At 57.1% G+C, this 16,624-nt stretch carries 14 protein-coding genes; 6 read left to right on the plus strand and 8 right to left on the minus strand.

Annotated elements, in window-relative coordinates; translation table 11 throughout:
* Window positions 1-32: 32 nt before the first annotated feature.
* Both Q0802_RS10630 and Q0802_RS10635 read right to left on the minus strand, forming a co-directional pair.
* Entirely contained in the window at window positions 33-1,157 is a 1,125-nt protein-coding gene (locus Q0802_RS10630; RefSeq protein ID WP_298917648.1) for an MHYT domain-containing protein, read from the minus strand.
* A gap of 144 nt (window positions 1,158-1,301) precedes the next feature.
* Entirely contained in the window at window positions 1,302-3,722 is a 2,421-nt protein-coding gene (locus Q0802_RS10635) for an FAD-dependent oxidoreductase (RefSeq protein WP_298917649.1), read from the minus strand.
* Between the two features lie 189 nt (window positions 3,723-3,911).
* Between Q0802_RS10635 and Q0802_RS10640 the strand changes: the two genes are divergently transcribed.
* Entirely contained in the window at window positions 3,912-5,438 is a 1,527-nt protein-coding gene (locus tag Q0802_RS10640) for a trimethylamine methyltransferase family protein (RefSeq protein WP_298917650.1), read from the plus strand.
* Here Q0802_RS10640 and Q0802_RS10645 read toward each other — a convergent pair.
* From Q0802_RS10645 to Q0802_RS10655, 3 genes are all read right to left on the minus strand, one after another.
* Window positions 5,422-6,408, minus strand: coding sequence for a LysR family transcriptional regulator (locus Q0802_RS10645; protein WP_298917651.1), 987 nt, complete (start codon window positions 6,406-6,408; stop codon window positions 5,422-5,424). The genes Q0802_RS10640 and Q0802_RS10645 overlap by 17 nt on opposite strands.
* Window positions 6,409-6,527: 119 nt before the next feature.
* Window positions 6,528-7,451 carry a kelch repeat-containing protein gene (locus Q0802_RS10650; RefSeq protein ID WP_298917653.1) on the minus strand — a complete coding sequence of 308 codons (924 nt, stop codon included), beginning with the start codon at window positions 7,449-7,451 and terminating at the stop codon, window positions 6,528-6,530.
* 104 nt (window positions 7,452-7,555) lie between these two features.
* On the minus strand, window positions 7,556-8,233 hold the full coding sequence (locus Q0802_RS10655) for an HAD family phosphatase (protein WP_298917655.1): 678 nt from the start codon (window positions 8,231-8,233) through the stop codon (window positions 7,556-7,558).
* Window positions 8,234-8,319: 86 nt separating this feature from the next.
* Between Q0802_RS10655 and Q0802_RS10660 the strand changes: the two genes are divergently transcribed.
* The 5 genes from Q0802_RS10660 (at window position 8,320) to Q0802_RS10680 (ending at window position 14,130) form a co-directional block, all read left to right on the plus strand.
* Window positions 8,320-9,075 carry a DeoR/GlpR family DNA-binding transcription regulator gene (locus Q0802_RS10660; protein WP_298917657.1) on the plus strand — a complete coding sequence of 252 codons (756 nt, stop codon included), beginning with the start codon at window positions 8,320-8,322 and terminating at the stop codon, window positions 9,073-9,075.
* Window positions 9,068-10,204, plus strand: coding sequence for an MFS transporter (locus Q0802_RS10665; RefSeq protein ID WP_298917659.1), 1,137 nt, complete (start codon window positions 9,068-9,070; stop codon window positions 10,202-10,204). Before Q0802_RS10660 ends, Q0802_RS10665 begins: the two co-directional genes overlap by 8 nt.
* Before the next feature lie 449 nt (window positions 10,205-10,653).
* Window positions 10,654-12,561: a hypothetical protein gene (locus Q0802_RS10670; RefSeq protein WP_298917661.1), complete on the plus strand. Its 1,908-nt coding sequence runs from the start codon at window positions 10,654-10,656 to the stop codon at window positions 12,559-12,561.
* The gene (locus Q0802_RS10675; protein ID WP_298917663.1) at window positions 12,558-13,676 is read left to right on the plus strand and encodes a hypothetical protein; all 1,119 of its coding nucleotides are present in this window, start codon (window positions 12,558-12,560) and stop codon (window positions 13,674-13,676) included. The genes Q0802_RS10670 and Q0802_RS10675 overlap by 4 nt, the downstream gene beginning before the upstream one ends.
* A 154-nt stretch (window positions 13,677-13,830) precedes the next feature.
* Window positions 13,831-14,130 (plus strand): hypothetical protein, encoded by a 300-nt coding sequence (locus tag Q0802_RS10680; RefSeq protein ID WP_298917664.1) that lies wholly within the window; start codon window positions 13,831-13,833, stop codon window positions 14,128-14,130.
* 138 nt (window positions 14,131-14,268) lie between these two features.
* Here the strand turns inward: Q0802_RS10680 and Q0802_RS10685 are convergent, their stop codons facing one another.
* The 3 genes from Q0802_RS10685 to Q0802_RS10695 all read right to left on the minus strand — a co-directional run bounded on the left by Q0802_RS10685 (window position 14,269) and on the right by Q0802_RS10695 (window position 16,620).
* A complete protein-coding gene (locus Q0802_RS10685; RefSeq protein ID WP_298917666.1) occupies window positions 14,269-14,547 on the minus strand; it encodes a hypothetical protein in 279 nt (92 codons plus the stop codon).
* A gap of 154 nt (window positions 14,548-14,701) precedes the next feature.
* Entirely contained in the window at window positions 14,702-15,700 is a 999-nt protein-coding gene (locus tag Q0802_RS10690; protein WP_298917668.1) for a peptidyl-alpha-hydroxyglycine alpha-amidating lyase family protein, read from the minus strand.
* Window positions 15,701-15,705: 5 nt separating this feature from the next.
* Window positions 15,706-16,620: a dihydrodipicolinate synthase family protein gene (locus Q0802_RS10695; RefSeq protein ID WP_298917670.1), complete on the minus strand. Its 915-nt coding sequence runs from the start codon at window positions 16,618-16,620 to the stop codon at window positions 15,706-15,708.
* Between the last annotated feature and the right edge of the window lie 4 nt (window positions 16,621-16,624).

Below are 16,624 nucleotides of genomic sequence, written 5' to 3' on the forward strand. Positions count from 1 at the left end.
ATGCGCCTCAGGCTGCATGAAATGCGATTGGATCAGGCGCCCAATGCGTCGCGCACGGCCTTGAGGTTGGAGCGGCTCACCGGGACCGGTGGCAGGTTCGCGCCGGCAAAACGGCACAGACCGTTGTCTTTTTGGCGTTCAAAGTTTTCCACATGTGCGGGATTGATCAGGTAACTGCGATGGGCTTTCAGAAACCCCTGTGGCAGCAACCGTTTTGTGGCTTCGGTGATCGGCCAGACACAGAAATGCTGTGCGCCATCCGTATAGATGTTGGTGTAATGCCCTTCGGCTCGCACGAAGGCGACTTTTGCGGGGTCGATGAAAAGCGTCGTGCCGTCCTTTTCGCAGGGAATGCGTGTTGGCTGCGGAGGCATTTGTGCAGGCTCGGAGGCAGGTTCCCGATCTGCCGGGGCTGGCGTGCGCTTTGAGTGGCGTATCGTGGGGTGCGGCACCAGAAAGGTGACGCCCATCCACAGGAATGCGCCGAAGATCACGAAGCTTGAGACCAGCACGCCAAGCGCCAGCACCTCGTTACTCATGATCGGGCCCAATTCGTTGAAGGATGGAACCTGCACAAAACGCGTGCCGGAAATCGCCACGAAGTGCACGGCAAAAACGGCGATGCCAAAGCACAGGGTTCCCAACAGGATGTTCTTTTTCGTGCGATGACCGTAAGCGATCCAGAAGGCGGTGGTACACAAGCCGAATGCGGCAATCACCGCAAGGGCCACACCCAGCGGCGTGTAAACGGCACGGCAGAGTTGCAGGCCGGCCATGCCCAGATAGTGCATGCCCAGAATACCGATCGCGACGAGGCTGCCTGCAAGTGATACCGTCTTCGTGGTCCGTTCTACGAAATGCAACAGGATCAGGGCGGCCCCTACGATCAGGATGGCCAGCAGGGCTGAGGCCAGCGTTATGGCAGAATCGTAGTAAAACAGGATCGGCATTTGCAGACCGAGCATGGCCACGAAATGCATCGACCAGATGCCGCCGCCCAGAGCGACCGAGGCCAGTGCAATGGCAACCTTGCGTTGACCGAAGGACTTGCGAGACAGGTCTTTGGTCAGGGTCAACCCGGTAAAACCAGCGACGAGGGCAACAACGAGTGAGGCCGCGACCAAACCGGCATGATGACTTACGGCCAGAAAATCCATGGCCAAATCATGTCGCCAAATCCTGCCCAATGCAACGCGTCATCGACCTGTAATCAACGTGTCAGGATCACATTTCCCGGCGCTCGGTATTGCGGGTAGAGCGGGTCAACCTTCTGTTGCTTCGCGAATCGTTTCGGTGACTTTTTACGCTCTGACGCGCGTATAATCTGGGTCATATGGTCCAGGCGCGATGATCTGGGCACTGATGCGGCTGCCCAACACGTCAATCTCAACGCGCTGGTCAATCTGCGCAAACTCAGCGTCCACAAATCCCAAAGCAAGGTTGGCATTGACGCGGTGTCCCCAGTCGCCTGACGTGACGGTCCCCACGACGGTGTCCGCTATCATGATCGAGGCCCCGCCATGGGCGGGCGCATCGGTGTTGTCCAATATTAATGAGACCAGCTTTTTGCGCGGCCCCGCGGCCCCGCGGTTTTCCAGCGCGGATTTGCCGATGAAATCAGGTTTGTCCATTTTGACAAACCGCGCCAGCCCGGTCTCGAAAGGGTCGAATTCTGTCAGGATGTCAGATTTCCAGTGCAGATAACCTTTTTCAAGGCGCATGGACTCGACTGCGCGGCTGCCGAACAGTTTCATCCCCTGCGCTTCACCCGCCCGTCGCAGCGCCAGGTAGCCCGCGTAGAGCTGGTTGTTGGGCAGGTGGATTTCATAGGCAAGCTCTCCGGAAAAACTCACCGACATCACCACGGCGGGGGCGATGCCGATGAAACAGCTACGCACGCTGAGCCAGGGAAAGGCGGCGCGCGACCAGTTTTCGCGGCTGACGGCCTGTAGGACATCACGCGATTTTGGCCCGGCCAGAACCAGAATGGTGTGATCATTGGTCAGCGATCTGATCTGCACGTCTTCATCCTTGCGCAGATGCCCTTGCAGCCAATCCATATCGTGGCACTCAGACGCGGCGGCAGACCCGTACCAGACGCGTCCATCCGGCAGATTGGCGATTGTTGCTTCGGATTTCAGCATTCCCTGTTCGTTGAGCAGATAGCCCAGCCCAACCTTGCCCGCCCGGCGTGGCACAGAACCGCAGATCATCCGGTCCAGAAAATCATGCACCCCGCTGCCGGTCATTTCAAACCGGTTGAAACCGTTGACTTCGGTCAGACCCACCGCGTTCCGGACGGTCGCGACTTCACCTGCGACAATGTCAAAGACGTTGTTGAACCTGAAACCATAATCCTCGTGGAAATCGGCAGCAGGTTTGATGTATTCCATCCGCTCCCAGCCGTTCACGACCCCAAAGGCAGCGCCTTCCGCGGCCAGAATGGGCGTCAGTGGTGTGGTCTTGACCGGACGCCCGGCAGGACGGTGTTCATGCGGGAAATGAAAGCGGAATTCGTTCTGATAGTCCTCGATGGCCTTAAGTGCGGTCAATTCGACATTGGTGTGTCCGGTGAAGCGGCGCGGGTCGATGACCCAGGTGTCATAACAGGCCTCGCCATGCACGATCTGCTGGGCCAGCAACCAACCATGCCCGCCGCCTTCACCCAGACCCGCGCGCAATCCGATGATGCAGAACGCATTGCGCTTGCCCGGGATCGGCCCGACCAGCGGTGCGCCGTCGATGGTGTAGGTGATCGGTCCGTTGACCACCGTGTGAATGCCGGTTTCCATCAGCGCGGGCATGCGGGCAAAAGCGCCTTCGAGCACATCCGTGACCCTGTCCAGATCATCCGGGCAGAGCGCATTGACGAAATTCGGATCAATCCCGTCCAGGCCCCAGGTCTTACAATCCTGTTCGTAAAAGCCGACCAGCAGGCCGTTTTTCTCCTGACGGCAATAGTAATCGCTGATCGGGCAGCGCAGCAGCGGCATGCGGTGGCCTGCTTCCCTGATGGCGGGGATTTCCTCGGTCAGGAAATACTGATGCTCCATTGAGGCCACGGGGTGGTGCACACCCATCATCGCGCCCACTTCATTGACCCGGTAGCCCCCGGCGTTGACGACGATTTCCGCATGGATGTCGCCCTTGTCGGTGCTGACGATCCAACTGTCATCGGGCAGTTGGCGCAGACCGGTCACGGGCGTGTTGCGGTGCACTTCGGCCCCGGCCTTGCGCGCACGTCGTGCCAGCGCCTGACAGAGCTGCGCAGGGTCAATATCGCCGTCCAGCGGGTCCCAAAGCCCGCCCAGCAGATTATCCGTTGAAATCAGCGGATGCCGCCGGGCGCATTCTGCCGCGTCGATGACCTCGAAATGCACATCCATGCCGCGCGCCATCGAGGCAAAATGCCGATACCCGTCCATCTGGCTTTCGGTATTGGCCAGCCTGATCCCGCCATCCGCATGATGGTAATTGATCGGATAATCCGGATCTTCGGCCAGTTCCTTGTAAAGCTGAATGGAATGGGTTTTCAGGCCGACCATGGTCTGGTTCATGCCGAAATTCGTCACCTGCGCTGCAGAATGCCAGGTGGTGCCAGAGGTCAATTCATTGCGTTCCAGCAACATGACATCCGACCATCCCTCCTGCGTCAGGTGATAGAGTGTCGAGCATCCCGCGATACCACCGCCAATAACGACGACTCGTGTTGAAGTTCTCATGCGATTGCCTCGGTTTGACGTTCAAAACTGGTGCCAGAAGCGCCAAATGATTGGGTCGGGTCAAGATTGTGGCCAGTTTCACCGAGAAATCAAAACTAAGTTTTCATTTTCTCGATGGGATAACGCAGTGCTTGTCGGCGAGGGGTTTCTATCGTCACCATATTGATCAACTTCGGGAGGATCGACGAGGTGACGCAGAAACAATCGCCACCGCGACGGTCAGGGCGGTCCGCACGCATTGCGCTCCGCTCTGCGGAACCCCTCGTCAATCCTGCGGCCCCCGGGGGGCAAGGCGGCGGCTACCGACCGCTCTCCGAGGCGGACCTTCGCGCCATTTTTGATACCGCGGTAAGGCTTCTGGCAGAACTGGGCATGGGCGACGTGCCAGACCGGCTCCGAGCCGATTTGCTTGGGGCCGGTGCCGGGGAGCGTTCCGATGGGCGTGTCATCTTCCCTAAAACCCTGGTTGAGGACGCCATTGGGCGTGCTGCCAAGAAATTCACCCTTCACGGGCGTGATGAGGCGCGATCCATTGACGTGGGTGGTGATGCCGTGTTTTTCGGCACCGGCGGCGCCGCTGTGCAGACGCTGGATCTCGAAACATCCATATATCGCCCATCCACCTTGAAAGACCTACATGACTTTACCCGTCTTCAGGACGTGCTGACCAATGTGAGTTGGTTCACACGGTGTTGCATCGCCACCGATGTCCCGGACCCGCTCGATCTTGATGTGAATACGGCCTATGCACTGATGAAAAACACCACCAAGCCGGTGGCCACAGCTTTCACGCTGGCGGAACATGTGGCCCCCATTGTGCAGCTTTTTGACATCGCGGCCGGCGGAGAGGGGCGGTTTTCGGCAAGACCTTTCGTCAAGGCCCATATCAGCCCGGTCATTTCGCCCATGCGCTACGGCGAAGATGCGGTGGATGTCACCTACGCCTGTCTGGCCCATAACATTCCGGTATCCTGCATCACCGCGGCACAATCCGGTGCCACGGCTCCCGCGACGCTTGCCGGATTTCTGGCGCAATCCCTGGCGGAGACGTTGGGGTCGCTGATGATGATAGATGCGGTCAAACCCGGCCACCCGATGGTCTTTTCCAACTGGCCCTTGGTGGTCGATCTGCGCACAGGCGCTTTTGCCGGAGGCGGCGGCGAGATCACCCTATTGAACGCGGCCTCCGCACAGTTGAGCAACTGGCTGGGATTGCCCTCAGGCGTGGCCGCCTCGATGACCGATGCAAAGGCCATCGACGCGCAATATGGTGCGGAAAAAGGCATGACCTCTCTGGCCGCGGCGCTGGCAGGCGGCAATCTGATATACGAAAGCTCCGGCATGACGGCCTCACTGCTCGGGGCCAGTTTCGAGGCTTTCGTTCTGGATGACGAAATGCACTCGGCCACCTACCGGGCCTTGCGCGGTGTTGAGGTGACGGAAGACAACCTCGGGTTTGACGCCATCTGCGAGGCGGTTCTAGGCGAGGGGCATTTTCTGGGCGGGCAACATACCTTTGCCGCGATGGAGCGCGATTATTTCTATCCCTCGCTTGCGGACCGCGACCCGCCGCGCACCTGGCAGGAGAAGGGGGCGCAAGACGCATGGACGCGTGCCCGCACCAGGGCCCGGCAAATCCTGAAAGACCATCAACCTGACTATCTTGAAAAAGATCAGGAAGCGGCGATCCGGCGCGACTTCAAAATTCTGGGCTGATGTCTTCGATATCCAGCAGGGCGAACTTGCCTGCCAGCCACGGCAGGTTTTCGACCGCCGGGTCCACCATGTGCTGACCAATCAGTTGCCGCATGCTGTCCCCGATCAACGCGCAGGTTTCCTGAGCAAAATCTGATTGCGAAAATAAGGCAATATGCCGCGCGAATGCCTTTCCGGGAAATGGAACAAGGTCGATCCTGTCCCGGAACCTGGCTGCACGGATGTAGTTTGTCGGCGTGGTGATCGCCCACCCCATACCATCGGCAATCATGCCCATAAGAGACTGATTGCTCTCGAACTGAAATCTCTTTGGCAGATCAATCCGCAGGCGCCGTAGATGGGCGCTTATTTGGGCGCCGATGATCTGTTCGTCGCTGTATCGCAGAAACGGCAGGGTATTCTGACCGCTCAGACAGGCGCGCGCATCCAGAGCAACATCTGCTGGCAGCGCCAGAACAAAGGGGTCACGCAACAAGGGTCGTGCTACAAGGCCTTCGGGCTCCGCCAACGGGACTGTCGCAATGCCGATGTCCACCGAGCGGCTGTGCAGGAGTGACAGGATTTCGTGGCTGGGTCGGGTCAGGTGAGAAAATGCACAAGCGGGCATGACTTTGGCGAGCAAAGCCGCCAGTTCCGGCGCGATCTGACTGTCAAAATCTTCGATCAACGCCAGTCTCAGGCTTCGCACATCGGAAAGGCGCCCTGACAGCGCCTCGGATTCCGCTTTGCGCAAAAGGGCAAGCGCTTCGTCGACATACCCCAGAAACGCCACCCCTTCGGCCGTCAGGACCATCGGGCGCCGCCCATGATCCAGCAAACGCACGCCCAGGGTTTCCTCAAGCCTTTTCAGGTGATGCGAGACTGTTCCAATGGATAACCCGCTGTCTTTTGCCACCGTCTGAATGTGACCTGCTCGTGCGGTTTCGCGAAAAATCTCCAGCGATTTGATGTTGAGATTGGAACGGTGCATGAAACCTCGGAATTCGCGTGTGAATACGTTCTGCAAGAAGCTCCGGCCGATTTCAACGCCGCCGTTGCATCGGGTCCGCGCCAGCTTATCCTTGTTTTTTGTCGAGCGCTCTGGCGACGCTATTCGATTTCGAGACACTCAATGCTGGTCAACTCCGGCGCGCCACCACGTGCACCACTTCCAGCGGCGATCCAGAGCTTGCCATCATGGACGCAGCAATTGGTGCCGTGCCGCGCACGATTAAGGGCTGGCCCGATTGTCCATTTGTCCGTCGCTGCATCGAAAACCTGCATCTCGGTGAAGGCTTCCATCCGGCCCGCTTCGCCGCCGACATAGTGTATCTTTTCGTTGATGACGCCGGCACCGCCGGCGGCTGTTTCAATCGGCAAGGCTGCATCGTGAACCGACCATTGCCCGGAGCTGAAATCATAAACGTCCACATCGCCTATGGTTGCTGAAAAAAGCGCGTTGTAATCCGCGCCGTTGTGTCGCCCTGTTTCCCGGCCACCAAAGAAATAAAGCTTGTCGCCCAAAATAGCGCAGGGCGCATGATCGCGTTTGTTTGGAGCATCCGGCAAGATCTGCCATTCGCCTGTGGCCGGATGCAACCGGTCAAACCAGGCTTGTGTGCCGGAATGGTGGCCATCGACGATGCCCCCGACAATGTAAATCCACCCATCACTATGGTGCACACAGCCTGCTGCACCGCGTCTGCGGGCTTCGGGAATGGGTGGTCCCTCGCGCCAGGTATCGGTTTCCGGTTCATAGACAAAGACGGTTTCAAGTGGCGTCTCACGCGGAAATTCCCCCGTCATCGTCCCAAGCAGCCAAATCTCGGTACCAATCACCACTGGCTGAAAATGGTGGATTTCCATCGGCGGTGCCGAGGCTGACGTCCAGCGGTTGGTTTTAGGGTCGAAGATGTCGACAGGTTGAATGCGCCGGCCACCGAAGAGGTAGAGTTTGCCCTTGTATGCGGCAAAGCCATTTTCGTGCCGGCAATGTGGGGTTCCCGTACAATCAATCGTGGTCCAGCGTGACATGATCGGTTTTCTCCCTCTAACCCGTTGACCTACTTGGCCCTATCGGGCGCTGTAGGGCAAGCGACACCTCGCAGTGCGCGCGGTTGGATGTTTGAACAGAAATGCTAGGGGGTTGCGGGAACAAGACTGGAAAGAGCCGCAAAGCTTTCTGATTGCCGATGACAGAATGAAAACTTCGGTTCTGTACATCCCGGACCGACCGCAAAAACGCAAATACCGGCAGAGGCAGCAGATTGCGCACCGGGCAGTGAATCCTCAAAGGCGCAGACGTCAGTTGCGTCCAGGGTGAGGGCGCGCAGCGTCTCTTGATAGGGCAGAGGATCCGGTTTGCCCTTTGGCAGTTCTGCGGCGGAGACAATCGTGTCAACAAGATTGCCAATGTTCAGCATGTCGAGGGCACCCTTGATGTGCCGCCGCGGCGATGAGGAGCAAATGGCGATCCTGAGCCCGCTCAGATGCAAGCTTTGCAGGCAATCAGCAGCACCGGCAATCGGCTCACGCATGCGGGGCAGCAGATCATCAGCAATTGCGCCGATTTCATGTGCGATGGCTGCGCGTTTGTCCGGCAACAGGGTTTCTTCAAAAGCCTCGTCAAGGAAACCATTCAACCCCCGACCGACATGGGCGTCCAGCAAGGCTTGGCTTGGTCTGCGACCATGATGGGCCAAGACCGAAATTTTTGCCGCTTCCCAAGCGTGTTCAGAATGAACCAGCGTCCCGTCGAGATCGAAAATCGCGGCACGAAACGGCCTGAATTCCCTGTCGTCAAAAACCTGTTTCATTTTCTTGAAGCTCCTCGGACATTTGGGGTTGGATTCTTCTCTTTTGCAGTGTTATGCATTTTTTTGCAAGAAAGTGCAGGAATTAAATGGATCTGAACGTCCCGGATACCCGCCAGCAAATACTGGAACGCCGTTTGGCGGATGGTGTTCACATTGTTGCGGCGGAAATCGCTGTAGAATTCGACGTGTCGATAGACACCGCGCGCCGCGATCTGATTTCGCTGGAACGGTCGGGCAAAGCGCACAGGGTTCGCGGCGGCGCAATCCCGGTCATGCCACCGGCAGCACCCATGCAGGAAAAAATCGCGCACGGCAAAAGACCTCCTGCGGCGATGATCGCTGCCGCCGTGGACAGTTTGGCGGATTGCAAGACTGTAATTTTGGACGGGGGCTCAACGGTTTGGGCGCTCGCCAAAGCATTGAAGCCCAGAGCAGGGTTGCTGATTGTAACGCCCTCTCCCTGGGTGGCGATCGCGTGTATGGAAAACGGTATCGAGGTGGTCTTGCTCGGGGGGCGTCTGAGCGGCCACGGGGGGGTAAGCGTCGGATTGGATTGCGAAGAACAACTGGGTCAGCTGGCAGCCGAGACGGCGGTGCTGGGGGCCTGTGCCATGGACGCTGATTTCGGGCTGAGTTCTGACAATATGGATGAGTCCCGGGTAAAAAAAATGATGGCGAATGCCGCAGTGAAGACGGTTGCACTGGCTGATCGTACAAAATTGGGATCGCGGGCCCGTCACCGAACGTTGCTCCCGACCGCGCTTGACGGCTTGATCACGGACGGCACGCCCTCGGAGTGTGCCGCGTTCCAAGCCAAGGGAATCATGGTTAAAAATGTCTGACTGGCGCACCCCCTGGCGCGCGGTCGCAGCCATGTTCATCCTGAATGGTGCGCTATTCGGCATTTGGGCGTCGCGCGTGCCGGCGGTGGCTGAAAAGTTTGGTTTGTCGCACGCAGCACTTGGATTCTTATTGCTGACGCTTGCGGCGGGCGCTGTCTGTTCATTTCCCATCGCAGGCAAGGCAGTTGATCGCCTGGGCGCAGTGCGGGTGACCCGCCTGATTGCCTTCACATATCCCGTGACACTCGTCGCATTGTCGCTTGCGCCAACGCAAATTACCCTGGGGGCCGCGCTTTTCTTTTTTGGCGCTGCGCATGGCGCGATGGATGTGGCGATGAACGGGTGGGGGGCCGAAACCGAACGCCGCCTTGACCGGCGCATGATGTCTTCATTTCATGCGATGTGGAGCTTTGGGGCAGGGCTGGGCGCTCTGAGCGGATACCTGGCGGTTTATCTGGGCATGGGTCTTTTTGTGCATTTCCTGATCTCTTCGGCAGCCGTATTTGCAGCAACATACTACGCCGCCAATATTCCCTGGGAGTCCGACAGAGCCGCTCACCGTGATGGCTCAATCTTTGCCTTTCCAACGGGAACATTGGTGTTGGTCGGTATCGTCGCCTTTTGTGCAGCTCTTGGGGAAGGTGCGGTCGCGGATTGGAGCGCCGTTTACCTGAAGAATATCGTGCAAACATCTGAAAGTGCTGCAACTTTAGGGTACACCGTTTTCTCTGTTGCGATGGTGATTGTCCGGCTGTTGGGCGACAGGCTGGTGACGGTTACGGGACCTGTGCGTGCCGCGCGGATCAGCGGTATCTGTGCCGCAGTCGGGGTGTTGATTACGGTCTTGCTGCCCTCGCTCACCGCCGCGCTGCTGGGGTTTGCGCTGATGGGGATCGGATACGCCGTGATCATGCCGCTGGCGTTCAGCCGCGCGGCCAATGACCCGGATTTGCCGGCAGGTCAGGCCATTTCCAGCGTCGCCACGCTCGGTTACGGAGGCATGTTGATCGGTCCCGCGTTCGTTGGTTTTGTTGCCGAAAGCACCGATCTGCAAATCGCATTTGGGCTCCTTGCGGTTTTGGCCATCTTGATCGTTTTCGCATCCTCGTCGCTGAAACACACGCCTTGAATGCGTCCTCAGGGATGCATTTGTACCTCTGGTTGAGACCGGTCGTTTGTGATTGCAAAACCGGCGGTCAACCTGCGAAAGACCAAATTCAACCTAGGCTATCTATCGCAATTGCCTGTGCCGGATCGGAGGCCGCGCACAACGGGAACAGATAAGATCGGGCGATCATATACTTAGCAGATCACGACCTGAATTGTCGAACGCGTTGTGGCCCGCCGCCAGCATCAATTTCAGGTTGAAATTTCGGCAGGTTTCCGCTAGGTTAACACATCATTAATTTAATCATTGAGAACAATTATGCTGTCCAAACTAGCCACCGTTGCGTTTCTGGCCGTGTTCATCGGGTCCTCCCCCTATTTTCCGGGGCCGGATCAGAACCCGCAAGCCGGTCCGTGTGATCCTTCCGTCAGCAACTGCTTGTAAAGCTGGTGTAAAACCTTGCTGAGCCAATGAACTCCCTCATTTACTTTGGGGTGGTTGTTGCCGGGGCTGTCACGCTACTCATCGAAGCCTACCGCAATTATAACTCCTCGCTGACCTCAATTCCGTTTCGGGAACACCCGATCCTGCGGAACGTCGAGGTTGCCAAGCTTTGTACGCCTCGCGAAAAGAACATCGGCTTCATGTTCTATTCGCTGCTGTATCTGGGCACCTACATTGTGGTGCTCAGCTCAACCGAAATCTATGAATTGGTCACGCAGACGCTGGCGTCGAATTCGGAGGTTGGTCCGACGGATGACCTGACCGGCACCGCCACGGACCCGATTGGCCTGATCGATTCACAATACGGACGCCCGATCTTCATCTCGGCTGCGATTATTTCCATCTTTTCCATTGGGGCCTTGCGACCGGTAGAGAACACCATGCGGTCGCTGTCTCACCGTTTGGCCGGCGTGCCACGCGGGGTTTACGCCGTTATAGAAGAACTGCACGCAATCGCTTTCCAGAACTTCAAGGTTGAGTGCCAGAAGCCCTTGTCCGACATGTTTACCCAAAATGTCGAGGAAGATTTCAAAAACAGCTATGACAGCAGCCAGATACCAGCCATTCACGGCTCATTGCGGACCATTGACTACCTCGCCCCGGCCATCACGGGAAAGCAGCGGGTCAAACATTTTCCATTTACGCAACTTGAGAAAATGGGCGAGCTGTCCGAGACCCTCGAAGGGCAGGTGGAAGACCTGAAGAACCAGCTCAAGAACGAGGTCAAAGGTGACGAAGCCGCCCGCAAGAAGATATTCGACATGGCGAATGCAGTGGCCAATGACACGATTGCGCTCTTTGCTGTTCATTTCCTGCGCAACAATCGGGCGATCAAAAATTACAACAGCGATAGCGCCATTGCGCGGATCAATGAGCGGATCAAGAGAAGCTACCAGGTCGAATTGAACTCCTTTGCGATGGGGATGATGTTTTCGACGCTGGCGATTCCGGCTGCGTTCTACACACTGCTGGCATGGAATTCCGCAGAATACCCCATCACTGCATCGCGGCTGCAACCAATTGTCGTCGAGACCATGGAGAACCAGCAGTTTGATGCCGAGCTGATCGAAACCTGTAAATCCAGACCGCCCGCGCCTGATGAGTTCGACGAGGAGGACGATCCCTGGGACAAGATTGACCCGGCGGTCGGCTCCCTTGACCCTCCCAAAGCCGAAAAGTGCCGTGCGGTTTGGAAATCGACCCTGAAAACGAAATATGCAGAACGCCGTCATACCATTCTGACGGTTTCGTTCTGGGAAGTCTTTGGCGTGTTCATGAGTACCTTGTTGGCGGCGATCACGGCCTTATTCGGTCGTGAGGTGCGCAAGGAAGACAATTCCTGGCCGGGATGGCACATCCGGCGCATACCGTTCCTGCGGCTGTTTTCGATGGCAGTCATCCCGTCGATAGCGGCCATTTTTGGTGTTATTGCGGGTACGTTTCTGGAACTGTGGATCAATGCGGGTTTTGCACTCACCGAGAACCAGATCGCCTTTTTCTTCCAGTCAAAATGGTCCTTCTTTGCGATGCATGCGGGCGTTGGGTTCATCGTCGCCATTGGCGTTCTGGTCCTGATTGACCAACACGACGAGCTAAGGGCCTTTGTCACGATACCCATGGGCGTGCTCTTCGCCTTCATGAGCTTGGGCTGGTATTACCTGATCGTGATTGCCAGCTATGGCCCTGGTTTCATCCGCGATACGCCGCCCGGATTTGACTACAGTTTTGAGGTCCGCGAGATGCTGATCTACGGCGCTCATCCATTCCTGTTCCTGATTTTCTTCGCCATCTTCCTGGAGATCACCGAGGACAGCCCGGCGCAAAAGACCAAGAAGCGCAGGTTGTTCAACCTCAAGAAAGCGAGCGCGGAATGACACGTATGTGGGTTATGTTCTTGATGTTGTTTGGTTGGGCAATGACACCAGCCACCGCACAGGTGACGAATGACACCGCGACAGAAACGGTTGCAGAGGCCGATGCACCTGGGCTGGAACTGCGCATCGGAGTACGCGGTGCTGCGCGTCCTTTCAGTTATGAAACTTTCAAGGTGCCCCGGAACGTGTCTACCGGTTCCGGTCCGATCCGGGCGGCTGGTTATGATGGATACATGGTCTACATTTGTGATGTCGTGCTCAAGCAGATGCTCATCCGGCAAGATGATACGCCCGACATCAAGGCCAGCCAGATCACGGTTCATGATATTGATGAATTGTCAAAGACCCGCCGGGATGAATTGAAAAAACTGGCTGAGGCTGCCAACGAAGAACCCGTCCCTTTTGATCGCTTTGACTTGCTTGGCGACAAGATTGACATCATGTGTGACCCGGCGACGATCAACACCGCGCGGGTCAAACGATTTGCCGTCTCGCCGCCGCTTTTTATCACCGGGGTCGGATATCTGACGCGTAAAGGGTCCGTAGCACCCGCATCTGCCTGCCGAAAAGACAAGGCTCTGATCGGGTTTGTCGGCACAACCAACGCGGCAAGCCATAGCATTCAGATTATCCTGCAGTCCGGCGAATGGCGCACCTATCGCGACTACATCATTGCCGCGTTGCGCAGCCCAAAAGACAGCAAGAACCACTGTAACAACACCAATGGGCTGGAAGAGCAGGGGGGCGTGTTCTGGGCCGGTGATACGCATGATGATGTGGCCAAGAAATTCTGTGACGGGTCCATTACATATTATGTCGGCGATCTGGAGATCATCGCTGAGCATGCCAGCCGTCACGCAGGATGTGCCTGGCTGCGTGGCCCGCGCAGTTTCACGACCGACCGATATGCGATATTTGCCAATGTGGATTACAATGAGATTCATAAATCGCTGTTGATCGGGCGCTTTTTCGAAGTTCTCAATCGAGAGATTGCGACCTCTGCTTCGCTGCTGGATCGTGCCTATATCGCGACATTCGGGGAAACGACCCGAAGCAAGAAGCTGGAAGCCTTCTTCTGGTCCCTGCGCGGCTCTCCCGGAGGGGCACTACCGTAGAGCCAGACGATCAATCCGGCATACACGCAACCCCGAACATGACCGTGTTGCCCTGGCTGCACCCCGACTCATTTGAGTTAAATCGTAATTTCATTTTCCTTGAGGCGCTATTTTAAGGGCGTTAGCGTAAATGCGGGGGCGTCTCGAGGGTAGAATGGTCAGTGAAAGCGCTCTTGCTATCTACATAGGTCTGGGGATGGTAACGGTTGCTGCCATCGGATTCACCTTCCAGCCACTGACAACACGCGGCGCCGCGGTCGCCTCGGATTCGGAAAGTCAGACGATATTCAGAAACGAGATGGCCTATTGTCGGTCTGCGCAATCCGGGATGGATTGTGCCTGTTTTGCTAGAACCGCCGGTCAGGTCATGGCCTATGAAAGCCCGGCGGTGCAGGGCTTTGTCTATGTGGACAAACGGGAACTGGCCCGCAGCCAGGCGGGCGTCGATTGCTAGCCCGGGAACGAAATTTGGTCCCGCGCAGATAGTGCTGAGCGCGGGACATGGGTAAAAGCTGATTTCTTTACCGGGAAGCTGGTTGCCCATTGTCACAGGGGCGCCGACAACTTCAACACACCCTCCTGCGAGGAAACTCTAGATAATCAACTCGTCATATTTGTCGATGAGATTGCGCGCAACAGACTCGCAATCTCCGGGGCTGTCCAGCACACAGGTTCTGGCCAGACCTCTGTAAACCACACGGGTCTGCGTGAAGGAACCGTTCGGCCCGGCCATCTCGCGCGTCCTGAGTTCGTAACGTTGGCCGTCGTTCAAGCCGCCCTCAAGGACCTTCTGCGTGCGCGTTTCGTTGTCTATCGTGGTGCAGGCACTCAAGGCCAGGGCCACGCCAACTGCTGCATATTTCAGTACCATCAAAATTACTCCATACCGTTTACTATGATTGCAGATGTAAGGCGCCATCGTCTGAGAGACAGCCCGTAAGTCCAGAATAACGCATATTTGAACCGACGTCAGGCCGCTTGCGTCCCGCTGGCAGGCGGGCTTTGGCTGACCAGATCGCCAACCATCACCTGTCGGACTTGGGATCAGTCCGTGCATCGGTGTCGGCAACACGCCTCAATTTCTGAAAGCGTCTGGGATGTTCCGGTTTGGGACTTTCACGCATGACTGCGTGCCAGTCCGCATCAACCACATCGCCGACATAGAGGTCGCCGGAGCTGTCATATGCGATACTATGGGGAGACAGGAACTGGCCGGCGCCCAATCCCGGACCTTTGCTTGCGTTAAGGCGTGAGATGACCCTGCTTTGCTGATCCATAAAAGTGACGAACGGGCCAAGGTTCGGGAAATCCCGATTGACGTGGAGATAAGGCGCCAACTCGCCTACAATGCACGCAGGGCAGGTCCTCGGTGTGATCGCCAACCCGCTCGGGCGGTGCATATTATTGATCTGCGTCTCAAATCGCCCGTTCTGATCGAAGACCTGCACGCGGGAGTTTTCCCGATCCGCAACATACACCCAGCCATCGACGTCACAGCAGATATTGTGGGGCAGGTTGAATTCGCCGGGTCCCGATCCGGGCGTTCCCCAGCTTTTCAGAAGATTTCCCCTTGGGTCGAACTTGTGAATGCAGGCGTTCTGATACCCGTCGGACACGAAGATGTCGCCGGATGCGGAGATTGCCGCATGGGTGCATTTGCAGAACGGTCGCCCGCTCATGAACCCGGAACTGACGCCAGCTGTGCCGATCTCAAGAAGCAATTTACCGTCCAGCGTGAATTTGCGGACGGTGTGGTCAAAATTATCGGTCAGGTAAAGGCATTGGTCCGGTCCAATCGACGCCCCATGAGGGTTCGTAAAGATGCCCTGTCCCCAGGCGGCCAGAAGGTCTCCGCTCTGGCTGAGCACAACGACCGGTGTGTCGCCCCGATTGAACAGATACACCCTGTCATTGTCGTCCACGGCAATGCCCGCAACGTCCCCCAAAATCACATCGGATGGCAGGTTGCCCCATTCCGGCAGCGGTTCATATCGATGCTGACCGTGACCCAAAATCTGTGACATCTTCGCTATCCGTCCTGTCTCATCGCCGCGGCTTCACTTGCTTGGCGTATCAATGCCATCGCGGCGTTGCGCGCGTGTCGTGCCTCCAGCGCCTGGATGTCATCGAATTGCGCCTGCGGCAGGCGGCATTGGTCCGTTTCAAACAGCCCTTCCGCTTTGCGCAATTCCTTGAAGAACCTGATGCTGATACCGATGTTCTGGTTGGAGAAATTGAGGATCGGCAAGACCCTTTCGAACAAGGCACGCGCGGCGGTGACTTCTCCGGTCTCATAGAGGCGTTGGATCGAGACATAAACGCGCTCCATGCCGGTCGGAATGAACGCATGAACGCCGCGCGCCAATGCGTCCATCAACTGCGTCACAGCCCAGCCACCGCAGACATTCAGCTTGCCGTCAGTAGCGCGCAGAACAGCCGAATACTTGGGACCTGCCTGCTGTGTCTCTATCTTCAGCCAGGAAAACCTATCTACCTTGTCAAAGAGATAGGTGATGTCATCAAGAGACAGACCACCCCCATCCCAATCCAGATCCTGCACCATCAGAATATCTGGTCCGGCATTCGCGATGTCGCGCAGGAATTCATGCATGCCTTGACGGTTCAGGTTTTCGGGGATTTGCACGCAGACGCCGGCAGCCCCAGCTTGAGTGGCGGTCCTTGAAAGCGCCAGGCTCTCATTTGGGTCCTGCGCGGTCACGCTGATGATAACAGGCACACGTCCGGCATTTGCGTCGGTCAGGGTCTGGATATAGCTGAGTTTTTCACCTTCTGTCAGTGTCGTGTGCTCCCCTGCGACCGCCAGCCCAAGCATACCGCCGCAGCCTGCGCCAATTGTATGCTCAACCAATCGCCTGAGGCATGACAGATCAAGGTGACCCGCGGGGTCAAACGGTGTATTCAGACTGGGAATAATTCCTTTCACATCG

It is taken from the genome of uncultured Roseobacter sp. (assembly GCF_947495275.1).
In the GTDB taxonomy this organism is placed as follows: Bacteria; Pseudomonadota; Alphaproteobacteria; order Rhodobacterales; family Rhodobacteraceae; genus Roseobacter.

Coding starts and splice junctions, on each gene's coding strand:
- Q0802_RS10645 (WP_298917651.1), bottom strand. CDS start 6,408: ATGCACCGTTCCAATCTCAACATCAAATCGCTGGAGATTTTTCGCGAA.
- Q0802_RS10675 (WP_298917663.1), top strand. CDS start 12,558: ATGACACGTATGTGGGTTATGTTCTTGATGTTGTTTGGTTGGGCAATG.
- Q0802_RS10655 (WP_298917655.1), bottom strand. CDS start 8,233: ATGAAACAGGTTTTTGACGACAGGGAATTCAGGCCGTTTCGTGCCGCG.
- Q0802_RS10685 (WP_298917666.1), bottom strand. CDS start 14,547: ATGGTACTGAAATATGCAGCAGTTGGCGTGGCCCTGGCCTTGAGTGCC.
- Q0802_RS10690 (WP_298917668.1), bottom strand. CDS start 15,700: ATGTCACAGATTTTGGGTCACGGTCAGCATCGATATGAACCGCTGCCG.
- Q0802_RS10660 (WP_298917657.1), top strand. CDS start 8,320: ATGGATCTGAACGTCCCGGATACCCGCCAGCAAATACTGGAACGCCGT.
- Q0802_RS10665 (WP_298917659.1), top strand. CDS start 9,068: ATGTCTGACTGGCGCACCCCCTGGCGCGCGGTCGCAGCCATGTTCATC.
- Q0802_RS10630 (WP_298917648.1), bottom strand. CDS start 1,157: ATGGATTTTCTGGCCGTAAGTCATCATGCCGGTTTGGTCGCGGCCTCA.
- Q0802_RS10680 (WP_298917664.1), top strand. CDS start 13,831: ATGGTCAGTGAAAGCGCTCTTGCTATCTACATAGGTCTGGGGATGGTA.
- Q0802_RS10670 (WP_298917661.1), top strand. CDS start 10,654: ATGAACTCCCTCATTTACTTTGGGGTGGTTGTTGCCGGGGCTGTCACG.
- Q0802_RS10650 (WP_298917653.1), bottom strand. CDS start 7,451: ATGTCACGCTGGACCACGATTGATTGTACGGGAACCCCACATTGCCGG.
- Q0802_RS10635 (WP_298917649.1), bottom strand. CDS start 3,722: ATGAGAACTTCAACACGAGTCGTCGTTATTGGCGGTGGTATCGCGGGA.